At 61.6% G+C, this 20,189-nt stretch carries 13 protein-coding genes; 12 read left to right on the forward strand and 1 reads right to left on the reverse strand.

The window, feature by feature from the left end; translation table 11 throughout:
* Window position 1: 1 nt before the first annotated feature.
* The 10 genes from CXU21_RS07065 to CXU21_RS07110 all read left to right on the forward strand — a co-directional run bounded on the left by CXU21_RS07065 (window position 2) and on the right by CXU21_RS07110 (window position 16,033).
* Window positions 2-5,173 carry a hypothetical protein gene (locus CXU21_RS07065; protein WP_146017004.1) on the forward strand — a complete coding sequence of 1,724 codons (5,172 nt, stop codon included), beginning with the start codon at window positions 2-4 and terminating at the stop codon, window positions 5,171-5,173.
* The gene (locus CXU21_RS07070; RefSeq protein WP_102725569.1) at window positions 5,160-6,791 is read left to right on the forward strand and encodes a hypothetical protein; all 1,632 of its coding nucleotides are present in this window, start codon (window positions 5,160-5,162) and stop codon (window positions 6,789-6,791) included. Before CXU21_RS07065 ends, CXU21_RS07070 begins: the two co-directional genes overlap by 14 nt.
* A 111-nt stretch (window positions 6,792-6,902) precedes the next feature.
* A complete protein-coding gene (locus tag CXU21_RS07075) occupies window positions 6,903-7,766 on the forward strand; it encodes a L,D-transpeptidase family protein (RefSeq protein WP_180972703.1) in 864 nt (287 codons plus the stop codon).
* Window positions 7,744-8,385 carry a sugar O-acetyltransferase gene (locus CXU21_RS07080; protein WP_102725571.1) on the forward strand — a complete coding sequence of 214 codons (642 nt, stop codon included), beginning with the start codon at window positions 7,744-7,746 and terminating at the stop codon, window positions 8,383-8,385. Before CXU21_RS07075 ends, CXU21_RS07080 begins: the two co-directional genes overlap by 23 nt.
* Before the next feature lie 101 nt (window positions 8,386-8,486).
* Window positions 8,487-8,741, forward strand: a complete 255-nt coding sequence (gene rpsO, locus CXU21_RS07085) for a 30S ribosomal protein S15 (protein WP_022396563.1) — start codon at window positions 8,487-8,489, stop codon at window positions 8,739-8,741.
* Window positions 8,742-8,890: 149 nt separating this feature from the next.
* Window positions 8,891-9,508 carry a TetR/AcrR family transcriptional regulator gene (locus CXU21_RS07090; protein WP_102725572.1) on the forward strand — a complete coding sequence of 206 codons (618 nt, stop codon included), beginning with the start codon at window positions 8,891-8,893 and terminating at the stop codon, window positions 9,506-9,508.
* The gene (locus CXU21_RS07095; protein ID WP_180972704.1) at window positions 9,505-10,515 is read left to right on the forward strand and encodes an HlyD family secretion protein; all 1,011 of its coding nucleotides are present in this window, start codon (window positions 9,505-9,507) and stop codon (window positions 10,513-10,515) included. The genes CXU21_RS07090 and CXU21_RS07095 overlap by 4 nt, the downstream gene beginning before the upstream one ends.
* 9 nt (window positions 10,516-10,524) lie before the next feature.
* Window positions 10,525-12,084, forward strand: a complete 1,560-nt coding sequence (locus CXU21_RS07100; RefSeq protein WP_102725574.1) for an MFS transporter — start codon at window positions 10,525-10,527, stop codon at window positions 12,082-12,084.
* Window positions 12,081-13,481 (forward strand): efflux transporter outer membrane subunit, encoded by a 1,401-nt coding sequence (locus tag CXU21_RS07105; protein ID WP_102725575.1) that lies wholly within the window; start codon window positions 12,081-12,083, stop codon window positions 13,479-13,481. Before CXU21_RS07100 ends, CXU21_RS07105 begins: the two co-directional genes overlap by 4 nt.
* Before the next feature lie 407 nt (window positions 13,482-13,888).
* A complete protein-coding gene (locus CXU21_RS07110) occupies window positions 13,889-16,033 on the forward strand; it encodes a polyribonucleotide nucleotidyltransferase (RefSeq protein WP_102711841.1) in 2,145 nt (714 codons plus the stop codon).
* A gap of 83 nt (window positions 16,034-16,116) precedes the next feature.
* On the opposite strand, the gene CXU21_RS07115 is transcribed toward CXU21_RS07110, so the two are convergent.
* On the reverse strand, window positions 16,117-17,328 hold the full coding sequence (locus tag CXU21_RS07115) for a M42 family metallopeptidase (protein WP_146017006.1): 1,212 nt from the start codon (window positions 17,326-17,328) through the stop codon (window positions 16,117-16,119).
* A 166-nt stretch (window positions 17,329-17,494) separates the two neighbouring features.
* Between CXU21_RS07115 and CXU21_RS07120 the strand changes: the two genes are divergently transcribed.
* Both CXU21_RS07120 and CXU21_RS07125 read left to right on the forward strand, forming a co-directional pair.
* Window positions 17,495-18,829: a hemolysin family protein gene (locus CXU21_RS07120; RefSeq protein ID WP_102725577.1), complete on the forward strand. Its 1,335-nt coding sequence runs from the start codon at window positions 17,495-17,497 to the stop codon at window positions 18,827-18,829.
* Entirely contained in the window at window positions 18,826-20,151 is a 1,326-nt protein-coding gene (locus CXU21_RS07125) for a hemolysin family protein (RefSeq protein WP_102711835.1), read from the forward strand. The genes CXU21_RS07120 and CXU21_RS07125 overlap by 4 nt, the downstream gene beginning before the upstream one ends.
* Window positions 20,152-20,189 lie beyond the last annotated feature (38 nt).

Consider the following 20,189-nt stretch of genomic DNA (forward strand, 5'->3'; position numbering starts at 1 on the left):
GATGAATCGGGAAAAGGCAGGGACTCTGTCAGTGGAAGATGGAACGCCGGAAACGGCTCCCGTACACAGGGAGGAAAGTTCCGTTCCGGCAGTGGCCGGTTCCTCCGGAGAAGCGCCCGGCATGTGGGAAAGCCCGGAGCGGGAAGCGGTGGCGCGTGAAGAGTACTGGAACAGTGTGCTGACGGGGGACGTGATGACGATTCCCCTGGAAGTGAGGCGCAAGGCGGAAGCCGTGTATCCGGCTGGAACGGCTGACCGGGAGCGGGTGGCCGCGTGCGTGATGCAGTCCTGGGTGGCGGATTCAGGGGAGATTCCCCGTGAACGCATCCGGCGGGACTGGAAGGAGATCCGGGAGCAGGTGGCGCGCCAGTACGGCGCGTCCGGCAAGTCTGATGACGAGCTGTTTGTGGCCGTCTCCATGCACAACCAGGTGCGTCTTTCCCAGAAGGAAACGTTGTTTGAACTGTATCAGGAGGAGTACGACCGGACGCTGGCCGGAAACGGGGAGGCTCCGGATGAACGGTTCCGGGAGGCCGTTTCCGCCTGGCCGCAGGATTTGCGGGCCGTAGCGGAACAGTTGAAGAACCGGGCCGTGTCTGACGCCCTGGATGACAGGAACCGCCTGGAAGAGGCCGCCGGAGTGATCCGGAAGGGGCTGGAAGGGCTGGTAGCAGGCGAAGCCCCGGCCCCCGGAGGTTTTCCCGCCGTGCAAGTGAACCGGAAGGCCGCCGCCGGAGTTCCGGATGTGGTGCGTGCCGTGGATTGCCTGGCGTCCCTGGAGGAGGGGGACCGGCAGAAGGTGTACCGTATGATGGCTCCCTGCCTGCGCTCCCGCCCCGCTTTCCGGGATGCCCTGGGAGGTGCGCTGAAACGCGGAGCGGCGGAGATGGCGGAGAATGTGGCCCAGCTGGCTGTGAACGGTGCGGCCTGGACCCTCCCGGAAGGGAGTGAAAAGGAGACGCTGGACAGGTATTCCAGAAGCTTTGAGGAGCTGCGGAATTTTGCCAGGATGGAGTTCGCCCCCCTGCGCGGGGGAAAGGATGCCCCCTGGTTCCGGGAGCTGCTGGTGGACATGGCCCAGCAGGGCGCGTCCACGGCGCTGGCGTTTGGCGGTCCGGCGGGACTGGGCGTTCTGATGGCCGGGGAAACGGGGCGCCATATGGCGGATGCGCGCCGCATGAATCCGGACGGCGTGTTTGACGCCCAGATGGGCGGGGCCGTGGCGTCCGGAGGGGTAAATACCCTGCTTTCCTTCGGAATGACGAAGCTGGGCCAGCGGATGCTGGGGCAGGGGATGCGCGCCTTCCGCGCCGTGAGGTCAGCTTCAGGGGGGATGGGCGCGGTTCTTTCAGGAACGGGCGCCATGGCGGCTGACGCCGTGAAGATGGCGGCGGAGAATAAGCTGATGGAGCTGACGCCCATGGTGGTTCAGGAGGGCGTGGGAGCGGCTACGGGCAAGGAGTCCGGCGTGGACTGGGAAGGCTGGAGGGAGAGGCAGGTATCCATGGACGACCAGTTGAGGGAGGCCGCCATGATGATGCCTTTCCTGCTGATCGGAGCCGGGAAGGCATCCCTGCACCATTTCCGCCATGCCGGAGCGTTGCTGGGTGATGGCGCGCCGCTGAAGGCGTTCGGCATTCCGGATGAAACGGCGGCCCGCATCCTGCGGGAGAAGGACGTTCGCCGCGCCGGGGAGCTGCTCCAAAAGTCCCTGCGTGGCTCCCCCCTGTGGGGGTCCCTGTACATTTCCCGGAAGGCCATGGAATGGTCCCGCGTGCTGGATGAGGCCGGAGAACCCTTTTTAAGGACGGAGCAGGATGTGCGGGATTTTCTGGAAATGCCTTCCCCCGTCCGGACGAAGCCTTGGAAGATGAGGGATTTTCCGGAGTCGGAAGCGGTGTTGAAGAAGCTTTTCCCGCACCCGGACCATGCGGAGGCCAGGACCAAATGGCTGCTGCGGGCCGGATTGCCCCGCGTGGGAGAGTCCGCCGGGGCGGACGGACGGCGCGTTTATGAGGCGGAACCCGCACCCGGCGTGGAAATGAAGAGGACGCAGGGCCGCAATTCCGTGGAGGAGGCCCTTTCTTCCTGGTATGAAGCCCTGTGCCGGATGGAGGAGGAAGACCTGGGGCTGGCGCGGAACAGGAACGGCCGGGAAATTCCGTGGCGCTTGAGGAATGCGGCGGAGTATGACGTGCAAGCGGATGACCTGCGCCGGGCGTTTGTGGAAGACAGGCTTAAAAGGCGCGCCTACCGCCCGTACAGGATGCTGCTGCTGGCTTATCCTGAGGAAACGGGCCGCGGCGCCGGTCTTTCCGGCACGGACTGGGACGCCCTCACGGTGGATATGGACCGCCGGACGCGCGCCAATGTTTACGAGGGGGTGATGGAACGGGTGCATGGCGCCTCCCATGAGGAGGTGTCCGCCCATGTGGCGCGCCGTTTGTGGGAATCGTTCTGCCGTGACGGGGGCGCCTGCTCCCGGGCGCGCCGCTGGCTGGAGGAAGGCAGCGCCCTGCTGCGCGCTCCGGAGCTGCTGGCGCAGGCTTCCGGACCGGACGGGCTTCCGTCCGCCCTGTCCCGGATGAGCTCCATGATGGCCGCCCTGGGGGACCGGGAGCGCCACGGGGTGAGTCCGGAACTGCGGGAAATGAACCGTTTTGTGTGGGGAACCCAGGCGGACGTGAACAGTTTGTTCCAGGTGCTTCCCAACATGAAGGAGTTTGACGTTCATGTGGGGCGCGGCTATACGCCGGTGGAAAGCTACGGACGGCTGCTGTCCCGCTTTCTGGAGGTGGAGCCGGAGCATGTGGCCCGGTATGCCTCCGTGCTGGATGCCGGGCGGCTGGATGCCGGTCCGGCGCAGGCCGCGCCGCGCGCCTATCCGGGTACGGAGAAGGCGGTGGAGAACCTGTCGCGCCTGACGCCGCGCCTGTTCCAGTCATCGCGCGGAAACAGGGAAGGGGAAAGGCTGTGGAGGGTGAAGTACCCCAATGGAAGGTGGTCGGACTGGCACCCTTCGCGGGAGGCCGCGGGGGCGGACCTGATGGCCCATGTCTCCATGATGTTTTCCCCGGCCTGCACGGCCAAAAGGGATTTGATCCGGAGCTGGGAGTGGCATGCCCGCAGCGGGCATCCGGAATGGGATACCAACTACCTGAGGCTGACTTCAGGGCTGGAAAACGCGCAGGGAGCGCGCCTCTCCTGCCTGTATGACAGCCTGGCGTCCATGGCGGTGGCGGATATGCTGAAGGCCGGTTACGGCGTGCGCGGGGCCGTGGGCTCCGGTGACCGCCTGGAGGTGACGGGCAGGGGGCGCGTGGCCGCTGAAACGCTGATGAGCCCCGACGCCCTGAAGGAGCGCATGGATATCCACGGCAAGTATGTAGGAGAGGTGCAGCGGCTGGGGGTGGATGCGGACAATATGCCCGTTCCCACGGCCAAGGGGCTGGTGATGCACCGGCTGCGCCTTCATAACACGGACAATCCCCTGGCCCTGATTGAGGACAAGGCGGAGGTCGTCTGGGACCGGCTGATGCGCACGGACCAGCTTTCTCCGGAGGGCGCATGGGAGATGCTGAAGCATCTGGGCCGCGTGCCGCGCCGCCGGAAGCTGCCGGGAGAGACGGAACTGATTGAGGAACTGTCCCAGCTTTCCAAGGAATACTTTTTTGCCCATCTGGATCATGACGCCGTTCCGGAAACGGTGGCTTCATGGGCGCGTTACGGAGCCGTAAGTCCGGACAAGGCGCCTGAACCCCTTGAGGAGCTGGTGCTTCGTGCCGCGGAGCTGAAGGAAACGCTGAAGGAGGGGCCGGAGACCGCAGAGTTCCTGGGCATGCTTCGTGAAACTGTGGGGATGAACGACCGGATACGGGCGGAACGCGCCTGGAATGCAGGCGGCGCGGAGGTGCGCCTCCCCATGATGGAGAGGTATGCCCACAGTCTGATGACCGGGAGGCTTTTATCCACGGCCCCGGACCACGTAAGGGCTGACCTGGTGCGCTCCCTGGCTGCGCTGGATGGATATGGCGGCGGCTCAACGCGCCGGATGGAACGGCTGGCGGAACACCGCATGATGGAACTGGCCCGGGCCCTGCGGGAGTTTCCACAGTTGAATTCATGGCGTGCGGATCCGGAGCATCCCGGCCTGTACCTGCGTCTGGTGAAGCGTCCATTCAGGGCAGGGCACGGGACCCTGCGGGCGAAGGACGTTTCCCTGTCCGCCATGGGCGACCCCCTTCCGGAGCCCGTTCTGGATACTCCCGCCTATGTGGAGGATGAGTTTTCCGTCAGGCGCGGCGTAGCCGCTCCTGCCGCCTGGCGCAGCCGCCCGGACGTGGTCCGTGCGGTGGAGACGCTGGACGAGGTGAGGCGGAATTTGGCGGACCGTCCGGAAGCGGCGGAGTCCGGCATCATCTGGCGGGGAAGAACCTACCGCGTTGATTCCGGAGCGGTTCCCGAGGGCGTGCCTGCGTGGTGGGGCCGGGAAGTTCCCCTGGATGAAGCCGCCACCCTGATTGATGTTCTGGACCACCGGCAGGATGAAGTGAGGGGCGGCATGCTCCCCTTCCTGCCTGATCCGGAAGAGGCGCGCGCGATGTATGCCAATTGCGTGATTTACCGTGACCCGGGCGACCCGGGGCATACCGTGCGCCTGATGCCGGGCATTCCGGAAAGCCCCGTGCGGCAGGCGCGCGCGCCATACGTGGTGCATGCGTGGAACGGCGTATATCTGGACAGGCACGGGCTGCCTGCGGGAGACGGGCGGGATTCCTATATTCCTCTGGAGTGCTTCACGGGAGCCGGGGAGGAGCCTTCCCCGGAGACCGCGAAGGAAAACCGGGCGCGGTCCCTGGGCAGGATTCTGGAAACGCTGGGAGATGCGGATGCGCAGGAACGCTTCTGGTGGAACAGGGAACAGGCCATGGGGTGTTTTATGGAGGACGTCATCCGGCTGTATGAGGAACTGGGCGTGCGGGAAGGTTATCTGCGCGGCAGGATGGACCTGCTTGACCCTGTCATGGTGCAGGCTCTGCGCTTTGTCTCCCACGTGCTGAACGATCCTCTGGCGTACCGCCTGCCCCTGGACAAGGGGACGGAGGCCCTGAGGGGAATGACGAGCGAGGGAGCCCTGCTGAAGGAACTGGTGGACGAACATGGAAACTTCTGATCATCTGACGGAGTCCTGGAGCCTGCCGTGGCGGTCCGTGCTGTCCAGCCAGCTTTGGCGGCTGGAACACCTGTACTGGATTGAGAACAAGGCGGGGCAGCTCCAGCGTTTTTCCCTGAACAGGGCCCAGCGGCGGCTTCATGAGCGGCTGTGGTACAGGAATGATATCCTGAAGGCCCGCCAGCTGGGCATTTCCACGTATGTGGCCATGCTGATGCTGGACATGAGCCTGTTCCGGTCCAATTTCCATTGCGGCATTATTGACAAGAGCCTGCCGGACGCCCAGCAGAAGCTTGCCAAGCTGCACTTCGCCTGGGACCATCTGGATTACGTTCCGCCCAATCCTTCCGCGATGGATGTGGCCCTGGCCCGGCTGGGAGAGAGAATAAAAAGCCTGTCCGGCGTGGAGAAAAAGGGGGTATGGCGTCCCTGTACGGCGGCGCGCACCCGCCTGGCTTTTGCCAACGGAAGCGATGTGCGCGTGGGAACGAACCTGCGCGGGGGCACCATGCAGTTCCTGCATGTTTCCGAGCTGGCGCACGTTTCCGTGCATGCCCCGTGGCGCGCCAGGGAGATACGTACGGGGGCGATCAACACGGTGCCCCCAGGCGGCTTCATCCTGAAGGAGAGCACCCATGAAGGAGGGCGGTACGGCGTGAATTACGAGCTGACCCGCCAGGCCATGGAGAACATGGGCAAGAGCGAATTGTCTCCGCTGGATTTCCGGTTCTTCTTTTTCAGCTGGTTTGACCAGGAGGAATACACGTTGCCCGGGCGCGGCAGGTGGAGCCGGGAGCTGGACGAGTATTTCCTTTCCCTGGAGCGGGACACCGGAGTGACGCTGGACGCTGGGCAGAAAAGATGGTACGCGCGGATGGCCCGCGTGATGGGAGCCGCCATGAAGCAGGAGTACCCCGGAACGCCGCAGGAGGCGTTCGCCACCGGGGAGGAAGGCAGCATTTACGGCAGCCGCATCATGGCCCTCCGGGAACAGGGGCGCGTGGGAATGGAGTTTCAGGCGGACCCGGAAGCCCCCTCCTTCACGGCGTGGGACCTGGGCCTGAGCGACCATACGGCCATCTGGCTGGTGCAGGTGCTGGGGGACAGCTTCCACTGGCTGGACCATTATGCCGCCAACCAGCAGCCGCTGGCCCATTACGTGGAAAAAATGCGGGAATGGGAGAAGCGGTACGGCGTGACGGTGACGGCCCACCTGCTGCCGCACGATGCCGCGCGGCGGGATGCCCACGGCGTTTCCTACGTGGAGGGCATGGGACGGCTGGGATTGGCGAACGTGCGCGTCGTTCCCAGGACCACGGACGTCTGGCGCGGCATTAATACGCTGCGGGAACTGCTGGAGCGCAGTTTCTTCCATGCACGTACCCAGGAGAGGGTGCGCAATAGCCGCGGGGCGGAGGAACCGGGCGGGGTGGAGCATCTGGAACTGTACCGGTCCAGGCCTCCCGGCGCGGGAGGCGCCGTGGCGGAGAGTCCCGTGCATGACGGACATTCCCATACGGCGGATGCCGCGCGCACCTTTGCGGAAGCGTGGTCCCATGGACTGCTCCACGGGCCCGGGAATGACGGAGGACGCAGCAGGCGCGCCCGGATGTGGTAGGGCTGCGGACGGGAAAAAGGATTTTTTTTGATTGATGGTTGACAGTTTTGTCAAAAAGCGGTTCTTTTTTCCGGCCTTCCGTTGTCTAACGCAGTGATGCGACTCCCCGAAATGAAGTTATCCCTTTTCCATTTGCTGGTTTCCTGCCTGTGCGTTCCGTTCCTGTTTTCCTCCTGCGGCACGACGGGCGGGGATGCCTCCCTGTCTTCCTCGTCCAGCGTTCCGGTGGAGGAACTGACCGGGTATTTTGAGGAAACGGGAACCATTCCGGGGCATCTGCTCAAGTGGGAGGATGAGCCGTCCCTGCCCGGAAAACTGCTGGTTGTGGTGGATAAGAAAAAGCAGATGATGTACGTGTACCGTGGAACGCACCGCATTGGGTACGGCCCCATCAGTTCCGGCAGGAGCCCGGGCATGACGCCTGCGGGCTACTTCCGGATTTCCTCCAAGGATGCGGACCACCATTCCTATTACGGCTCCTTCATCAATGCCGCCGGAGAGCAGCGGGACGGGGATATACGGAAGGACGCCGCGCGTCCCGGAGAACGGTTTGAAGCGGCCCAAATGCCCTATTTCATGAGAGTGAACGGGGCCGTGGGCATCCATGAAGGATACCTGCCCGGGCGCCCGTCCTCCCATGGCTGCATCCGCATTCCACATTTGATTGCAAGAAACCTGTTTGAGGTGGCTCCCGTGGGAACCCGGGTGATTGTCCGGGATGGAAGCTGGAGCATTCATGAGCTTCAGAAGAAGCCGTCCGGTATTTTCAGAACGGTGCACAGGCCGTCCCCTGCGCGGGCTGGCGCAAATTCCTCTTCCTCCGGGAAGAAGGAGCTTGTAAAGTCGGAGGCATCCGTGGAGAAGGATGCCGTGGCCGTGCCGTCTGGTGAAGAACGGGAGAACACGCCGCTGCCTTCTTCCGGCGCGGATGCCGTGAACCCCTCTTCATCCAATGGCCTCGAAGGACTGGAATAACATGCTGGCCGGGCGTTTGTACAATGCCCAGGATTCCGAATTGACCGCCGGGCGCCTTCGGGCGCGCAAGCTCGTCTTCCGTTACAATCAATCCGCCCCGGAGGAGGAAGAACTGCGCCGGGAATTGGCGCGGGAACTCTTCGGCGGCATGGGGGAGAACTGCTATCTGGAACCTCCGCTGCGGTGTGACTATGGAACGAATATCCGGCTGGGGGACCGCGTGTATGCCAACTTCAACCTGGTGGTGCTGGACTGCGCCGCCGTCACGATCGGCAATGACGTGCTGATAGGGCCCAATGTGGGGATTTACACCGCCACGCACCCCGTGGACCCGGGATTGAGGCGTTGCGGCCTGGAATTTGCGCTTCCCGTCACCATTGAGGACGGGGTATGGATAGGCGGCCATACGGTGATTGGCCCGGGCGTGCGCATCGGGCGCAATTCCGTGATAGGCGCGGGGAGCGTGGTGACGAAGGACATTCCCGCCAACGTGGTGGCCGTGGGAAACCCCTGCCGCGTGATGCGGCCCATTACGGAAAAGGACCGCGAGGCCTGGGGTGCGGTGGAAAATGGTGGGGAGACCGCTACTGCAGGAACGGAGGCAAATTCTCCTGCATGATGAAATTTGAATTGCTTTTGGGGACGGATGGTGCATAGTTGACGCCCTCACAGTGTCGATTAGCCGCTGCCACGAGCTAAATACATTCAAAGAAAACACTTATGAGTAACGAAATCAATTTGCAGGAATTCAAGATGCATGAAAAGGATTCCGGTAGCTCCAGCTACCAGATCGCCCACCTGACCCAGCGCATCGCCCACCTGACCGACCACCTGAGCACGAACAAGCATGATGTTTCTTCCCGCCGCGGGTTGTTGAAAATGGTGGCTCTGCGCCGCAAGCTTCTTGATTACGTCAAGCGTGAAGATCTGGCCCAGTATCAGAGCCTGATCCAGCGTCTTGGCCTTCGCCGCTAAACGGCGGAGCATATTCCCGTTTGATTCGGCCGTTGCGGTTTTCCGCAGCGGTCGTTTTTTGTGCCGTGGGGTGATGGCGTCTTCCTGTATTTTTGTTCCGGAAGAGGCCTTGACCTTTAAAAAAATGTCTGTTAGCCTGACAGACATCTATGGAACAAATGACACGGGTCCAGCAGAACACGCTGAGAAAAATCGTGGAGGCGGCCATTGAACTGATGAGTGAAAAAGGGTTCCACCGCGTCAGCGTTCAGGAAGTGGGGAAAAAGGCGGGGATTTGTGAAAAGACCGTCTTCCGCTACTTTGCCACCAAAAAGTCCCTGCTGGATGAAATCATCCGGTACCGGGAATATGCCAGCGAACTGAAAAGGGAATTCGAGCACAGGAAAACGTGGGACCTGGCGCATGACCTGAAACTGGCCGCACGCCTGTACTTCCAGGCGACGAAGGCCAAAAGGGACGCCTTCCGGGCCTACTTGAGCGCGCTGGATTCCGTGGATACGAACGGAGACGATTTTTTGCGCGACCCGCGGGAGCTTCATTCCTTCCTGTGCGATTACATGAGCGCCATGCAGGAAAAAGGAAAGGTCAGGGAGGGGGATGTGCGGCTCATGGTGCGCGCCTTTGTCAATACGCTGCACGGCTACATGCTGATGTACTGCCTGAATGACGACAGCAAGGCGTGGCAGGACAAGGTGGCTTCCATGAAGCTGACCATTGGCCTGTTTATTCAGGGATTTTCCCGGCAATGCACTTCCTGCGGCGCATGAGCAAGCATTTGAAGGCCATTTCACTGGGCAGCATGGCGTTGGCGGCTGTAGGTGCCATCGGCTGGGGCGTCTGGCATTTCCGGGAGAGCCGCACCATGAACACGGATGACTGCCGCGTGGAGGCGAGCATCATTTCCGTGGGGTCAAAGCTGGCGGAGCGCGTCACCAGCGTGGATGTGGAGGAAGGGGAAACCATCCGCCGCGGGCAGACGCTTGCCCACCTGGACGGCCGCACCATGCAGGCGCGCCTGATGGCTGCGCGTTCCCGCGTCAAACTGATGCAGGCCAGGTATGATGAGATGCTGGCCGGCTTCCGCCCGCAGGAAATCGAATCCCAGCGGGCCAGGGCTGCCCAGGCATCCGCCAGCCTGGAACATGCGCGGCGTGATTATGAGCGCATTGAAAAACTGGTGATGGAGCAGGCGGGCATCAGCTCCGCGGACCGGGACGCCGTGCGGGCCACCTACCTGGCGGCGCTGGCGGTGGAAAAGGCGGAGCAGGAGAATCTGGCCCTCAAGCTGGAAGGTTACCGTGAGGAGGAAAAAAGGTCCGCCCAGGCCCAGTTGGAAGCCGCCCGGGCGGAACTGGAGGAATTGGAAGTGCTGTGCGGAGAATGCGTAGTCAAATCCCCCGTGGACGGCGTGTTGGCCCGCAAGCTGGTGAACGGGGGGGAAATGGTCAGTTCCGGGCAGAAGCTGTTTTCCATTGTGGATGGCGGGGACATCTGGCTCAACGTCCGCGTGGAGGAAACCAAGATAGGACGCATCCGGCAGGGGCAGGACGTGCAATTCACGCTGGACGGCTATGACGGCAAAGTCTTCCACGGCACGGTTTATGAAATAGGGGCGGCCACCTATGCGACGTTTTCCCTGATTTCCACGGAGAACGTCAGCGGTTATTTCACCAAGGTCATGCAGCGCTTTCCCGTCAAGGTGAGCCTGCCGAAGGCGGAGGACGGCGTGGTATTCCGCCCGGGAATGCAGGGAAAGGTTTCCATTGATTTTTAAGAAAGAGGTATGAGTGGCCCGGTTGTGCAAACAATGGTTCCGGCGTGGAAGCGGCGCCTGCTGACGGGGATGGCCTGCGCGTGCACGATGCTGACGTTTCTGAATATGGGCTGCATCACGGCGGCCACGCCGGATTTGTCAGGCACGTTTGTGGTGGGCACCCTGGATGTTTCCTGGTCGGGTGCGGCGTGCCCGCTGGGAACTGCCCTCTCCTTCACCGTGGCGGCGTACCTGTGGGCGCGCATCGGGCTGAGAAGATCCCTGCGCACGGCCTTGCTGATCATGCTGGCCGGGACCTTGCTGGGACTGGCGGCGGACCATTTCTTTATCATGATTGCGGCCCGCTTCCTTCAGGGGGCCGGAGGCGGCCTGGCGCTGGTTTACGGAACGGGGTTGGTGAATGCCGCCCTGCCTCCGGAGCGGCGTGGCCTGGCGATGGGCGTGAAGCTTTGTTCCATTGGCCTGGCATCCTGTGCCAGCCCGGTAGTGGGGTGCCTGCTGGTGCAGTACTGGCACTGGCGGGGTCTGTTCGTCATCGTGGGTGCGGCGGCGGCCGTGCTGGCCGTGCTGACGACGCTTTACGTTCCCGACCAGAAGATTCCCAAGGGAGGAAAATTTGACTGGTTTTCCTTTCTGGCGGTGGGGATGGGATGCGTGTGCATGCTGATGGTGCTTATTTACGGGGAGACGGACGGCTGGACGGCGCCCGGCGTGCTGGGATGGATGTACGGTGGATTTTGTTCCTTTGCCCTGGCCTTCATTTCCTGCATGACCCACCGCACCCCTCTGCTGGACGTCCGCGTACTGGGCAACTGGCGGTTCCTGTGCGGTCTGCTGGCCTCCCTGTGCAACATCTTCTGCATTTGCTGGGTGCGGGTGGGAACGGTGCAGTTCATGCGCAATGTCATGAATTATGAACCGGTGGGCATTGCCTATGTGTTCATGGTTCTGGTGGCCGGATTTTGCGGCGGCGCGGCGCTGGTGCTCCCCCTGATGCAGAAGGGCAGGCTGGCCCTGCGGGTGGGCATGATGGCGGGGCTGCTGGCGCTGGGCGCCTCCGCCTTCTTCCTGTCCCGGCTGGATGCGGGCTGCTCCTGGCTGGACGTGGCGTGGCCCCTGGGACTGTTCGGAATCGGTTATGCCTTCTGTTTGAATACGGCCACGCCGCTTGCCCTGAGAGGGGTGGAGGGGCGTTCCGCCGCCGCTTCCTCCCGGACGCTGAACACCGTGCGCTATATCTTCATTTCCTTGTACGTCAGCAGTGTGAGCACGGTATTGGCCCATATGAAAACGGGGTTCCGCTTCAGCATGGCGGAGCAGGTAAGGGACGATTCCCCGGGAACGGCTCATACGCTTGACATGTGGCAGCGGCACTTTGCGGAAACCGGCGGCACGGCGCAGGAAATCCATGCATCCGTGGATGCGGTGCTGCAAAAGGCCGTGGCGCTCCAGAGCCAGGTTTTTTCTGTGGATACTTTTTATCTTTGTACCGTAATCGTAGGTGCGGCAGGTGTGCTGTTTGCCCTGTTCTGCCTGAAATCCGGACAGGAAAGGAAGGCCGCTTCATGAAACGTCTGATGCTTCTTCCCATGGCCGCGCTGCTGGCCTCCTGCGGCAGTCCCGCCGTATTTGAAAGGCCCGTTATGGAAATACCGGAGGGAACAGCCCGGACTTCTCCCGTAGGGGCCGGGTGGTGGCGCATTTTCAATGACCGTGCGCTGGACCGTTTGGAAGAAAAGGCCGTGGCTCATAACCACGATCTTGTCCGCGCGTCCGCCCTGGTGGACCAGGCCTCCGCCCTGGCGGCGCAGACGGGCGCCGCCATGCTGCCCCGGGCGGAACTGGAAGCCGGAGCCAGCAGCGAGGAACTGTCCGAAGGTGAACGTTATATGAACAACCTGCCGGACCGGGCGAGGGATTTGTGGTCCATGTCCGGCGTGCTCTCCTATGAAGTGGACCTGTGGGGAAAGCTGCGGGCGCGCACGGAAGCCGCCCGGGCGGAGCTGCTGGCTTCTTCCGCCGCCCGGGATGCGGTTTATCTGCGGCTGACGGCGGAGGTGGCCTCCGCCTACATTAATGTGCGAACGTGGGAGGAGAAGTGTCTCATCATCCGCCGTGTCCACGCTTCTTATGAACAGACCTGCGCCATGTATGAAAAAAGGTTTGTGCAGGGGCAGTACCCGGAGCTTGCCCTGCGCCGTGTCCAGGCGGAGCGCTCCAAAACGCTGGCCCAGCTCAGGCTGTCGGAAAACGAACTGTCCCGTGCTGAGAGCGTGCTGTCCGTGCTGGTGGGGGACAGCCCCAGACAAGTGATGAAGGGCGGGCGCCCCGGCGGGGGGAATGCCGCCCTGCTCGCCTCCCCTCCGGTCATTCCTGCCCGGATTCCCGGTGACATGATTGAACGCCGTCCGGATATATGGGAGCTGGAATCCCGCCTGAAAGCCGCCTTTTATGGAAGGGAGGCGGCGCGGAAGGACAGGTTGCCGTCCCTGGTGCTGACGGGACAGCTGGGGCAGGTCAGCACCCAGTTGAACGAGTTGCTGAACCAGTCTTCCAGAAGTTATGATTTGGGTGCGGGAATCCTCCAAACCCTGTTTGACGGAGGACGGAAGCGCGCCGCCGTACGCGCCGCGGATGCCGAATGTGCCGCCGTCCAGGCCGCGTATGAGCAGGCTGTGCTGAACGCCTTCCGGGAAATCAGGGATGCCCTGGTGGAACGCCGCAAAAGCGCGGAGGTTTACGAAGCTACGCTTGATGAAGTGAACTGCCTGCGCCGCAGCTGGGACATTGCGTCCAGGCAGTATGAGGCCGGGTATGTGGGGCTGATGGATGCCCTGGATACGCACAGGAGTCTGCTGAGCGGGGAGCTGGACATGGCGGATGCTGCGCAGATGCGGCTGAATGCCGTCGTCAAATTCTGCAAGGCGCTGGGCGGCGGATGGCAGCGCCGCCCCGGTTCCTCATGAGGGGCCGTGTTTCCCGGAAGGGAAGGGGCGAGCCTCCCGGCAGGCGGTGGAGAAAAGCGCGGAACAGCGGGCTATCAAACTATTTACTTGCATTCTCCTTGACAGGGGTTATGCTGGCATCCGACGTTCGGGGATTCTTTCCCGGTGCGTTTCTGTCGGGCATGCCTTGAGAAATTTTCGGATTTTCACAGGCTGTCAAGCCGGTAAGACTGGGCCGGAGCGTTTGATCCATCTGGGATGTGCGCCCTGCCGCGCGGACAGTGTTCCCCTTTATTTTTGGGAAAAGGCTGTTGCGGATAACACTCTTCCTGAGGCACTGCCCGTACCTGACGCCATTCAGGCTTCCCGCCCGGAGCCGGCCTGAATGGGCTGATGAGGCTGCGGGTGACTGAAAGACAAGAAATATAATGAGCATACATTCAGTTGAATGCAACGTTGGTACGAATCCCATCACGATTGAAACCGGAAAAATGGCCCGTCTTGCTGACGGCGCGGTTGTCGTCCGCAGCGGCGACACCGTGGTTCTCGTGACCGTGGTGAGCGCCACCAAAGTCAAGGAAGGCCAGACCTTCTTCCCCCTGTCTGTGGAATATAAGGAAAAGGCTGCTGCCGCGGGCATGTTCCCCGGCGGCTACTTCAAGCGTGAAGGCCGTCCCACGGAAAAGGAAATCCTGACGTGCCGCATGACGGACCGCCCCCTGCGCCCGATGTTCCCCAAGGGTTACTTCTATGACACGCAGGTGATCACCCTTCTGCTTTCCGCCGATGGTGAAAATGAGCCGGACATCCTGAGCATCAACGGCGCTTCCGCCGCCTGCGTTGTTTCCGACCTCCCCTTTGCCGAACCCGTGGGCGCCGTCCGCGTGGGCCGTGTTGACGGCCAGTTCATCATCAACCCGACCAACTCCCAGCGTGAAAACAGCCAGCTTGACCTGGTGTTTGCCGGGACGAAGGACCAGGTGATCATGATTGAAGGTTCCGCCAACGAACTGCCGGAAGAAGACTTCATCGCCGCTCTGCGCCTGGCTCAGGAAAACGTGAAGGTCCTTTGCGAAAAGCAGGAAGAGCTCCGCGCTGTCTGCGGCAAGGAAAAGCGTTCCTACGAACTCTGCCTCGCCAAGCCGGAACTGCTGGAAATCGGCTATGAAATCGCCGGTGACCGCATTGAAGACGCCATCTATGCCGCCTCCAAGGTTGAACGCCAGAAGAAGGTGGGCGCCCTGCGCGACGAAGTGGAAGCCGCCATTAAGGAACGCCATCCGGAAGCTACCGATTTTGACGTGGAGCAGGTCTTTGAATACATTCAGAAGAAGGCCTTCCGTATTTCCATCATGGACAAGGACAAGCGTGCCGACGGCCGCGCCCTCAAGGAACTGCGCCCCCTGACCGCGGAAATCAACGTGCTGCCTTCCGTGGTGCACGGTTCCGCGATGTTTGCCCGCGGTGAAACGATGTCCCTCTGCTTGGCGACGCTCGCTCCGATGGAGGAACGCCAGTACATGGACAATTACACGGGCAGCGTGAATGAAAAGCGCTTCATTCTGCACTACAACTTCCCTCCCTTCTCCGTAGGTGACACCGGCCGTTTCGGCGGTCAGAACCGTCGTGAAATCGGCCATGGCGCCCTGGCGGAACGTTCCATCGCTCCCGTAGTGCCGGACGAACAGGAATTCCCGTACGCCATCCGCATTTCTTCTGAAATCATGGAATCCAACGGTTCCACCTCCATGGCTTCCGTCTGTGCGGGCACGATGTCCCTGCTGGCGGCCGGCGTGCCCCTCAAGCGCCCCGTGGCGGGTATTTCCGTGGGCCTGGTGACGGAACAGAATGACCAGCATGAAATCACTACGTACAAGACCCTTCTGGACATCATCGGTTCCGAAGACTTCTACGGTGACATGGACTTCAAGCTTTGCGGCACGTCTGAAGGCGTGACGGGCTACCAGCTGGACCTCAAGCTGCCCGGCATTCCCCTCTCCATTCTGGAAGAAGCCATCCAGGTGGCCAAGACTGGCCGCACGGACGTGCTGAAGGTCATGAATGACGCCATTGCGGCTCCGGCCCAGATGAGCCCGAATGCTCCCCGCATTGAGACGACCAAGATTCCCGCCGACCGCATTGGCGAGCTGATTGGCCCCGGCGGCAAGAACATCAAGGCCATCCAGGCTGAATCCGGCGCCGACATCAACATTGAGGAAGACGGCACCGTGCACATCTACGCCGCCAAGCAGGAAGGCCTGGACCGTGCGCTGGAGCTCGTTACCCGCATGTTCAAGACCATTGAAATCGGTGAACTGTACACCGGCAAGATCGTTTCCACGACTACCTTCGGCGCGTTCATGGAAGTGCTTCCCGGCAAGGACGGCCTGATTCACATCTCCGAACTGGCCGAAGGCCGCACCGCCAAGACGGAAGACGTCGTGAGCGTGGGAGACGTGGTGACCGCCAAGTGCATCGGCATTGACGACAAGGGCCGCGTGAAGATGTCCGTCCGCGCCGCTCTGCGCGACGCCAAGGCAGCTGAAGCGGAAGCCGCCGGCATCACGGAATAACGGTTTCTCGTTGATCCATTAAACTTCCAGCCCCGTTCCCGGTTGTTCCGGGAACGGGGCTGTTTGAATTTGGACGGGAGCTTTTACCTTGCGGTCACGGGTTCCGGTGGTGACGGCTGTTTCTTCTCCTGCGCGGATGCAGCTTTCACTTCCGGGGAGGGCGGAGTACACAGAAAACGGCCCAGCAGGTCCAGCGTGGCTTTCACATCCTTCAGGTCCGCCAGTTCCCGCGGGGAGTGCATGTAGCGGATGGGCGGTCCCAGAAAGGCTGCCTGGCCGCCGTAAAGCTTGACGGGGACAAAATTGGCCATGCCGGGAGGGAAGGTAGCGTCCTTCTGCAACGGAATACCGTGCTCTTCCGCCAGTTGGAGGAGTTGCGCGGTGATGGGCTGGTAAAAGATCTTGTCATGGGTGAAGAGGACGGGGCCTTTTCCCATGGCCTGGCGGGTCAGCCTTCCGTTTTCTTCACGGGACGGAAGGTCATCGAGCTGGACGGTATCCAGCGTACAGTCAATGACAATGGCCAGCTTTGGGCGGTTCTTTTCACAATACGCCGTGGCGCCGATGAGGCCTATTTCCTCCTGGGAGGAGGAAAGCAGCGTCACGTGGTATTTCAGGTCCTTTTGATGTTGGGACAGGAAAAAGGCCAGTTCCGTCAGCATGAAGGAATTCAGGCGGCAGTCCAGGCCGTGGGCCATCAGGCGCGAACCGTGCAGCAATTCCGGCCTGGTGGCGGGAACGCCGCGCTGGCCTGTGCTCAGGCCCATGTTCCGGGCCTCCTCCGCACTGGACGCTCCCACGTCAAACAGGACGTATTCCGTCCCTGCCGGGAGCGGGGTGCGGTTCAACCACCAGCCGGGCACTGCGCCCGCAAAGGCGGTGACGGGACCATGCGCCCCGTCAAAGCGGTAGGGGCAGGAAAGCATGGACTGGAAATCCGGGAACCCGATGGGCTTCACCTTCAGGAAACCGTTGGGTGTGATGTCTGCAATGACCACGCCCACTTCATCCGCGTGGGCGTCTATCAACAGTTCCGGGGCGTCCGGGTCCGGGCTGCGGAATGTTGCCCAGGCATTTTGATGCGCGTCCGTGCCGGAACTGTCCGCCAGGGGCGCTATGTGCTTCAGCCAGAATTGCTGGAAAGGGACTTCCGCTCCGGAGGAGGACGGAATGCCGAGCAGGGACGTCAGCCGGTCCATGGACTGGTCGCTGAAAGGCGGCGCATCTTCCGGCACGGAGGCCATGCAAAGGTTCAAAAAAATCAGGGGGAGCAGTAGGACGCGGATAGCGGGCATGGCCTCACCATAGCATGAGGAAGGAAGGGGAAGCAACGGTGGAAGGGCCGCATGGAAAAATGCGGTTTTCCGGATGGCAGGATTTTTTGTTTCCCGTTCTTGACAGGATTTTCTTGGTTCCTATGATGCGGATGCCCGTTGCGTTCTACGGACACCCCCTTCATACATGATTCTTTTTATCATTTTCGTTATTCTTTTCCTGATTCTGATCAACGCCTTTTACGTTGCCGCAGAATTCGCCGCCGTGAGCGTGCGCCGCAACATGATTCGGGAAATGGCGGAGGGCGGCAGCAAGGTGGCCGCGCATTTGCTCAAAATTCTGGAGAATACCAGGGAGCTGGACCGCTACATTGCGGCCTGCCAGTTCGGCATTACCATCTCCAGCCTGATTCTGGGCGCCTATGGGCAGGTGGAACTGTCCGCTTACCTGCTCCCTCTGTTTGAACGGTTTGGCGGCATGGATTCCGTGATGGCCAATTCCGTAGCTGCCATCGTTGTGCTGGTCGGGCTGACGGTATTGCAGGTGATTTTGGGTGAACTGATGCCCAAATCCCTGGCGCTGCAGTTTCCGCGGCAAGCGGCCCTGTACACGTATTACCCCATGCGCTGGACGTTGACCTTCTTCGCGTGGTTCATTGACTTCCTGAACGGAAGCGGCCTGCTGCTTCTCAAACTGTTCCGCCTGCCTCCGGGAGGCCACCAGCACATTCACACCCAGCAGGAGATCAACATGCTGCTGGATGAGAGCCATCAGGGGGGCTTGCTGGAGGAGGATGAGCATGAGCGGTTGCACAGCGCGCTTTCCTTTGCGGAACGCACGGTGGAGCAGATCATGATTCCCCGCTTCCGGCTGGTTTGCCTGGATGTGAACGCTACGGAGGAGGATATTCTGAACATGATTGCGGACAGGCCCCATACCCATATTCCGGTGTATGAAGGAAATCGGGAGGCCGTCATCGGCATGCTGCACATCAAGGACATGGTGGCCGCGTATGCGGAAAAGGGTGTTCTGCCCCCCCTGCGCTCCATGCTGCGGGAGGTGCCGTGCGTGATGGAGATGCAGACGGTGGAAATGCTGGTGTCCCGGCTCCGGGAAGACAAGGCCAAGGAAGCTTTTGTGCTGGATGAATACGGCAAGTTTGTGGGGCTGGTGACGCTGGAACGCCTGCTGGGTGAAATGGTGGGGGACATAGATGAGGAATTCATCCGCTCCGGGGAAAAAGTGGAAACCCTGCCGGACGGTACCGTGCGCATTCCCGGCATGATGCGCGCCCATAAGGCGGAGTGCCTGGTGCCCTTCCTGATGAACGGCGCCGCTACTGTGGGGGGCTCCGTGATCAAGCACATGTCCTGCATTCCCAAGGAAGGGGACCGCCTGATTATTGCCGGGCGCGTGCTGGTGGTGGAGAAGATGGACCACAACCGCGTCTCCTCCATTCTTCTGTTGCCTCCGGAAAAAAAGGAGAATGAACCTGCCATGGAAAGCGGGGTGGACTCATGATGACGGTTTTTATTATTCTGCTGCTGATTGTGCTGAACGGCCTGTTCGTGGCCGCGGAATTTGCGCTGCTTGGCGCGCCCCGCGCGGCGCTGGAGCAAATGGGGGCGTCCGGTAATATGGTGGCGCGCCGCGTCTCCCATATCTTGAAAACGCCCCGGTTGCAGGACCGCTACATTGCCACGGCTCAGCTTGGCATTACGTTCGCCAGCCTGGGGCTGGGCATGTACGGGGAGCATGCCGTGGCCGGATGGCTTCACGAATGGCTCGCCCAGTATGGGTGGGCCTCCTGGCTCGTGGCGCACGGCGCGGCCAGTGTCCTGTCCGTGGCGGTGCTGACGTACCTGCACATCGTGCTCGGGGAAATGGTGCCCAAGGCGCTTTCCCTCCAGTATGCCACGAAGCTTTGCCTCATCATCACGATGCCCATGTACGTGGTCCAGCTCTGCCTGTATCCGCTGGTGGTGGGCATGAACACCCTGGGCAACTTTTTCCTGGGGCTGCTGGGCGTGGACAGGAATGAGTCCAAGTCTCACTACCATTCTGCGGAAGAACTGCAGTACATCATTGAGGAGAGCCATGAAAACGGCGCCCTGCCGCAGGAATCCGGACGCATCATGGATGGCCTGTTTGACCTGGAGGACCTGTACGTTCACCAGGTCATGACTCCCCGCGTCCGGATAGACGCCATTCCGGAAGGGGCGGGGCATGAGAAGATACGGGAAATCGTCCGCCGCACCCGCCGCACCCGCTATCCCGTTTACCGCGGTGATTTGGACCACGTGGTCGGCATGGTGCATGCCCGCGACCTGTTCCGCATCATGTTCCGCGGGAAGGCCCTGACGCCTGAATACATCCACGCCATTCCCAAGGTGCCCAAGACGGTTAAATTTGACAATGTGGTGGAGATCATGAGGAAGGACAACGTGCGCCTTGCCATCATTCTGGACGAGCACGGCGGAACGTCCGGCCTGCTGACCCTGACGGACGTGTTTTCCGAGGTGATGGAGTGGGACCGCGGCCGCATCAGAGTATTGACGGATTTGCCCCGGGATGCGGTAGGCTTCTCCTGCGACGTGTCCGGTCTGGCCCGTATTGAGGAGCTGGGCGAAGCCATGGACATGGATTTGCAGAGCGAGGAGATCGACACCGTGGGAGGCTTGATTCTCAATCTGCTGGAAGCTCCGGCGGATGAGGGGGACACCGTGGGTTACCGGGGCCTGGAATTCAGGGTGACCCGGACGGAGAACGGCGGCGTGGAACGCTGCATCGTGACCCGGATTACTCCCCTGATGCGTGAGGAAGCTTTGGAAGAGGAGGATTAAGCTGCGGGAGTCCGGAGGAAAACCTCCGGATCTGAACC

Source organism: Akkermansia muciniphila (assembly GCF_002884975.1).
Lineage (GTDB): Bacteria > Verrucomicrobiota > Verrucomicrobiia > Verrucomicrobiales > Akkermansiaceae > Akkermansia > Akkermansia muciniphila_C.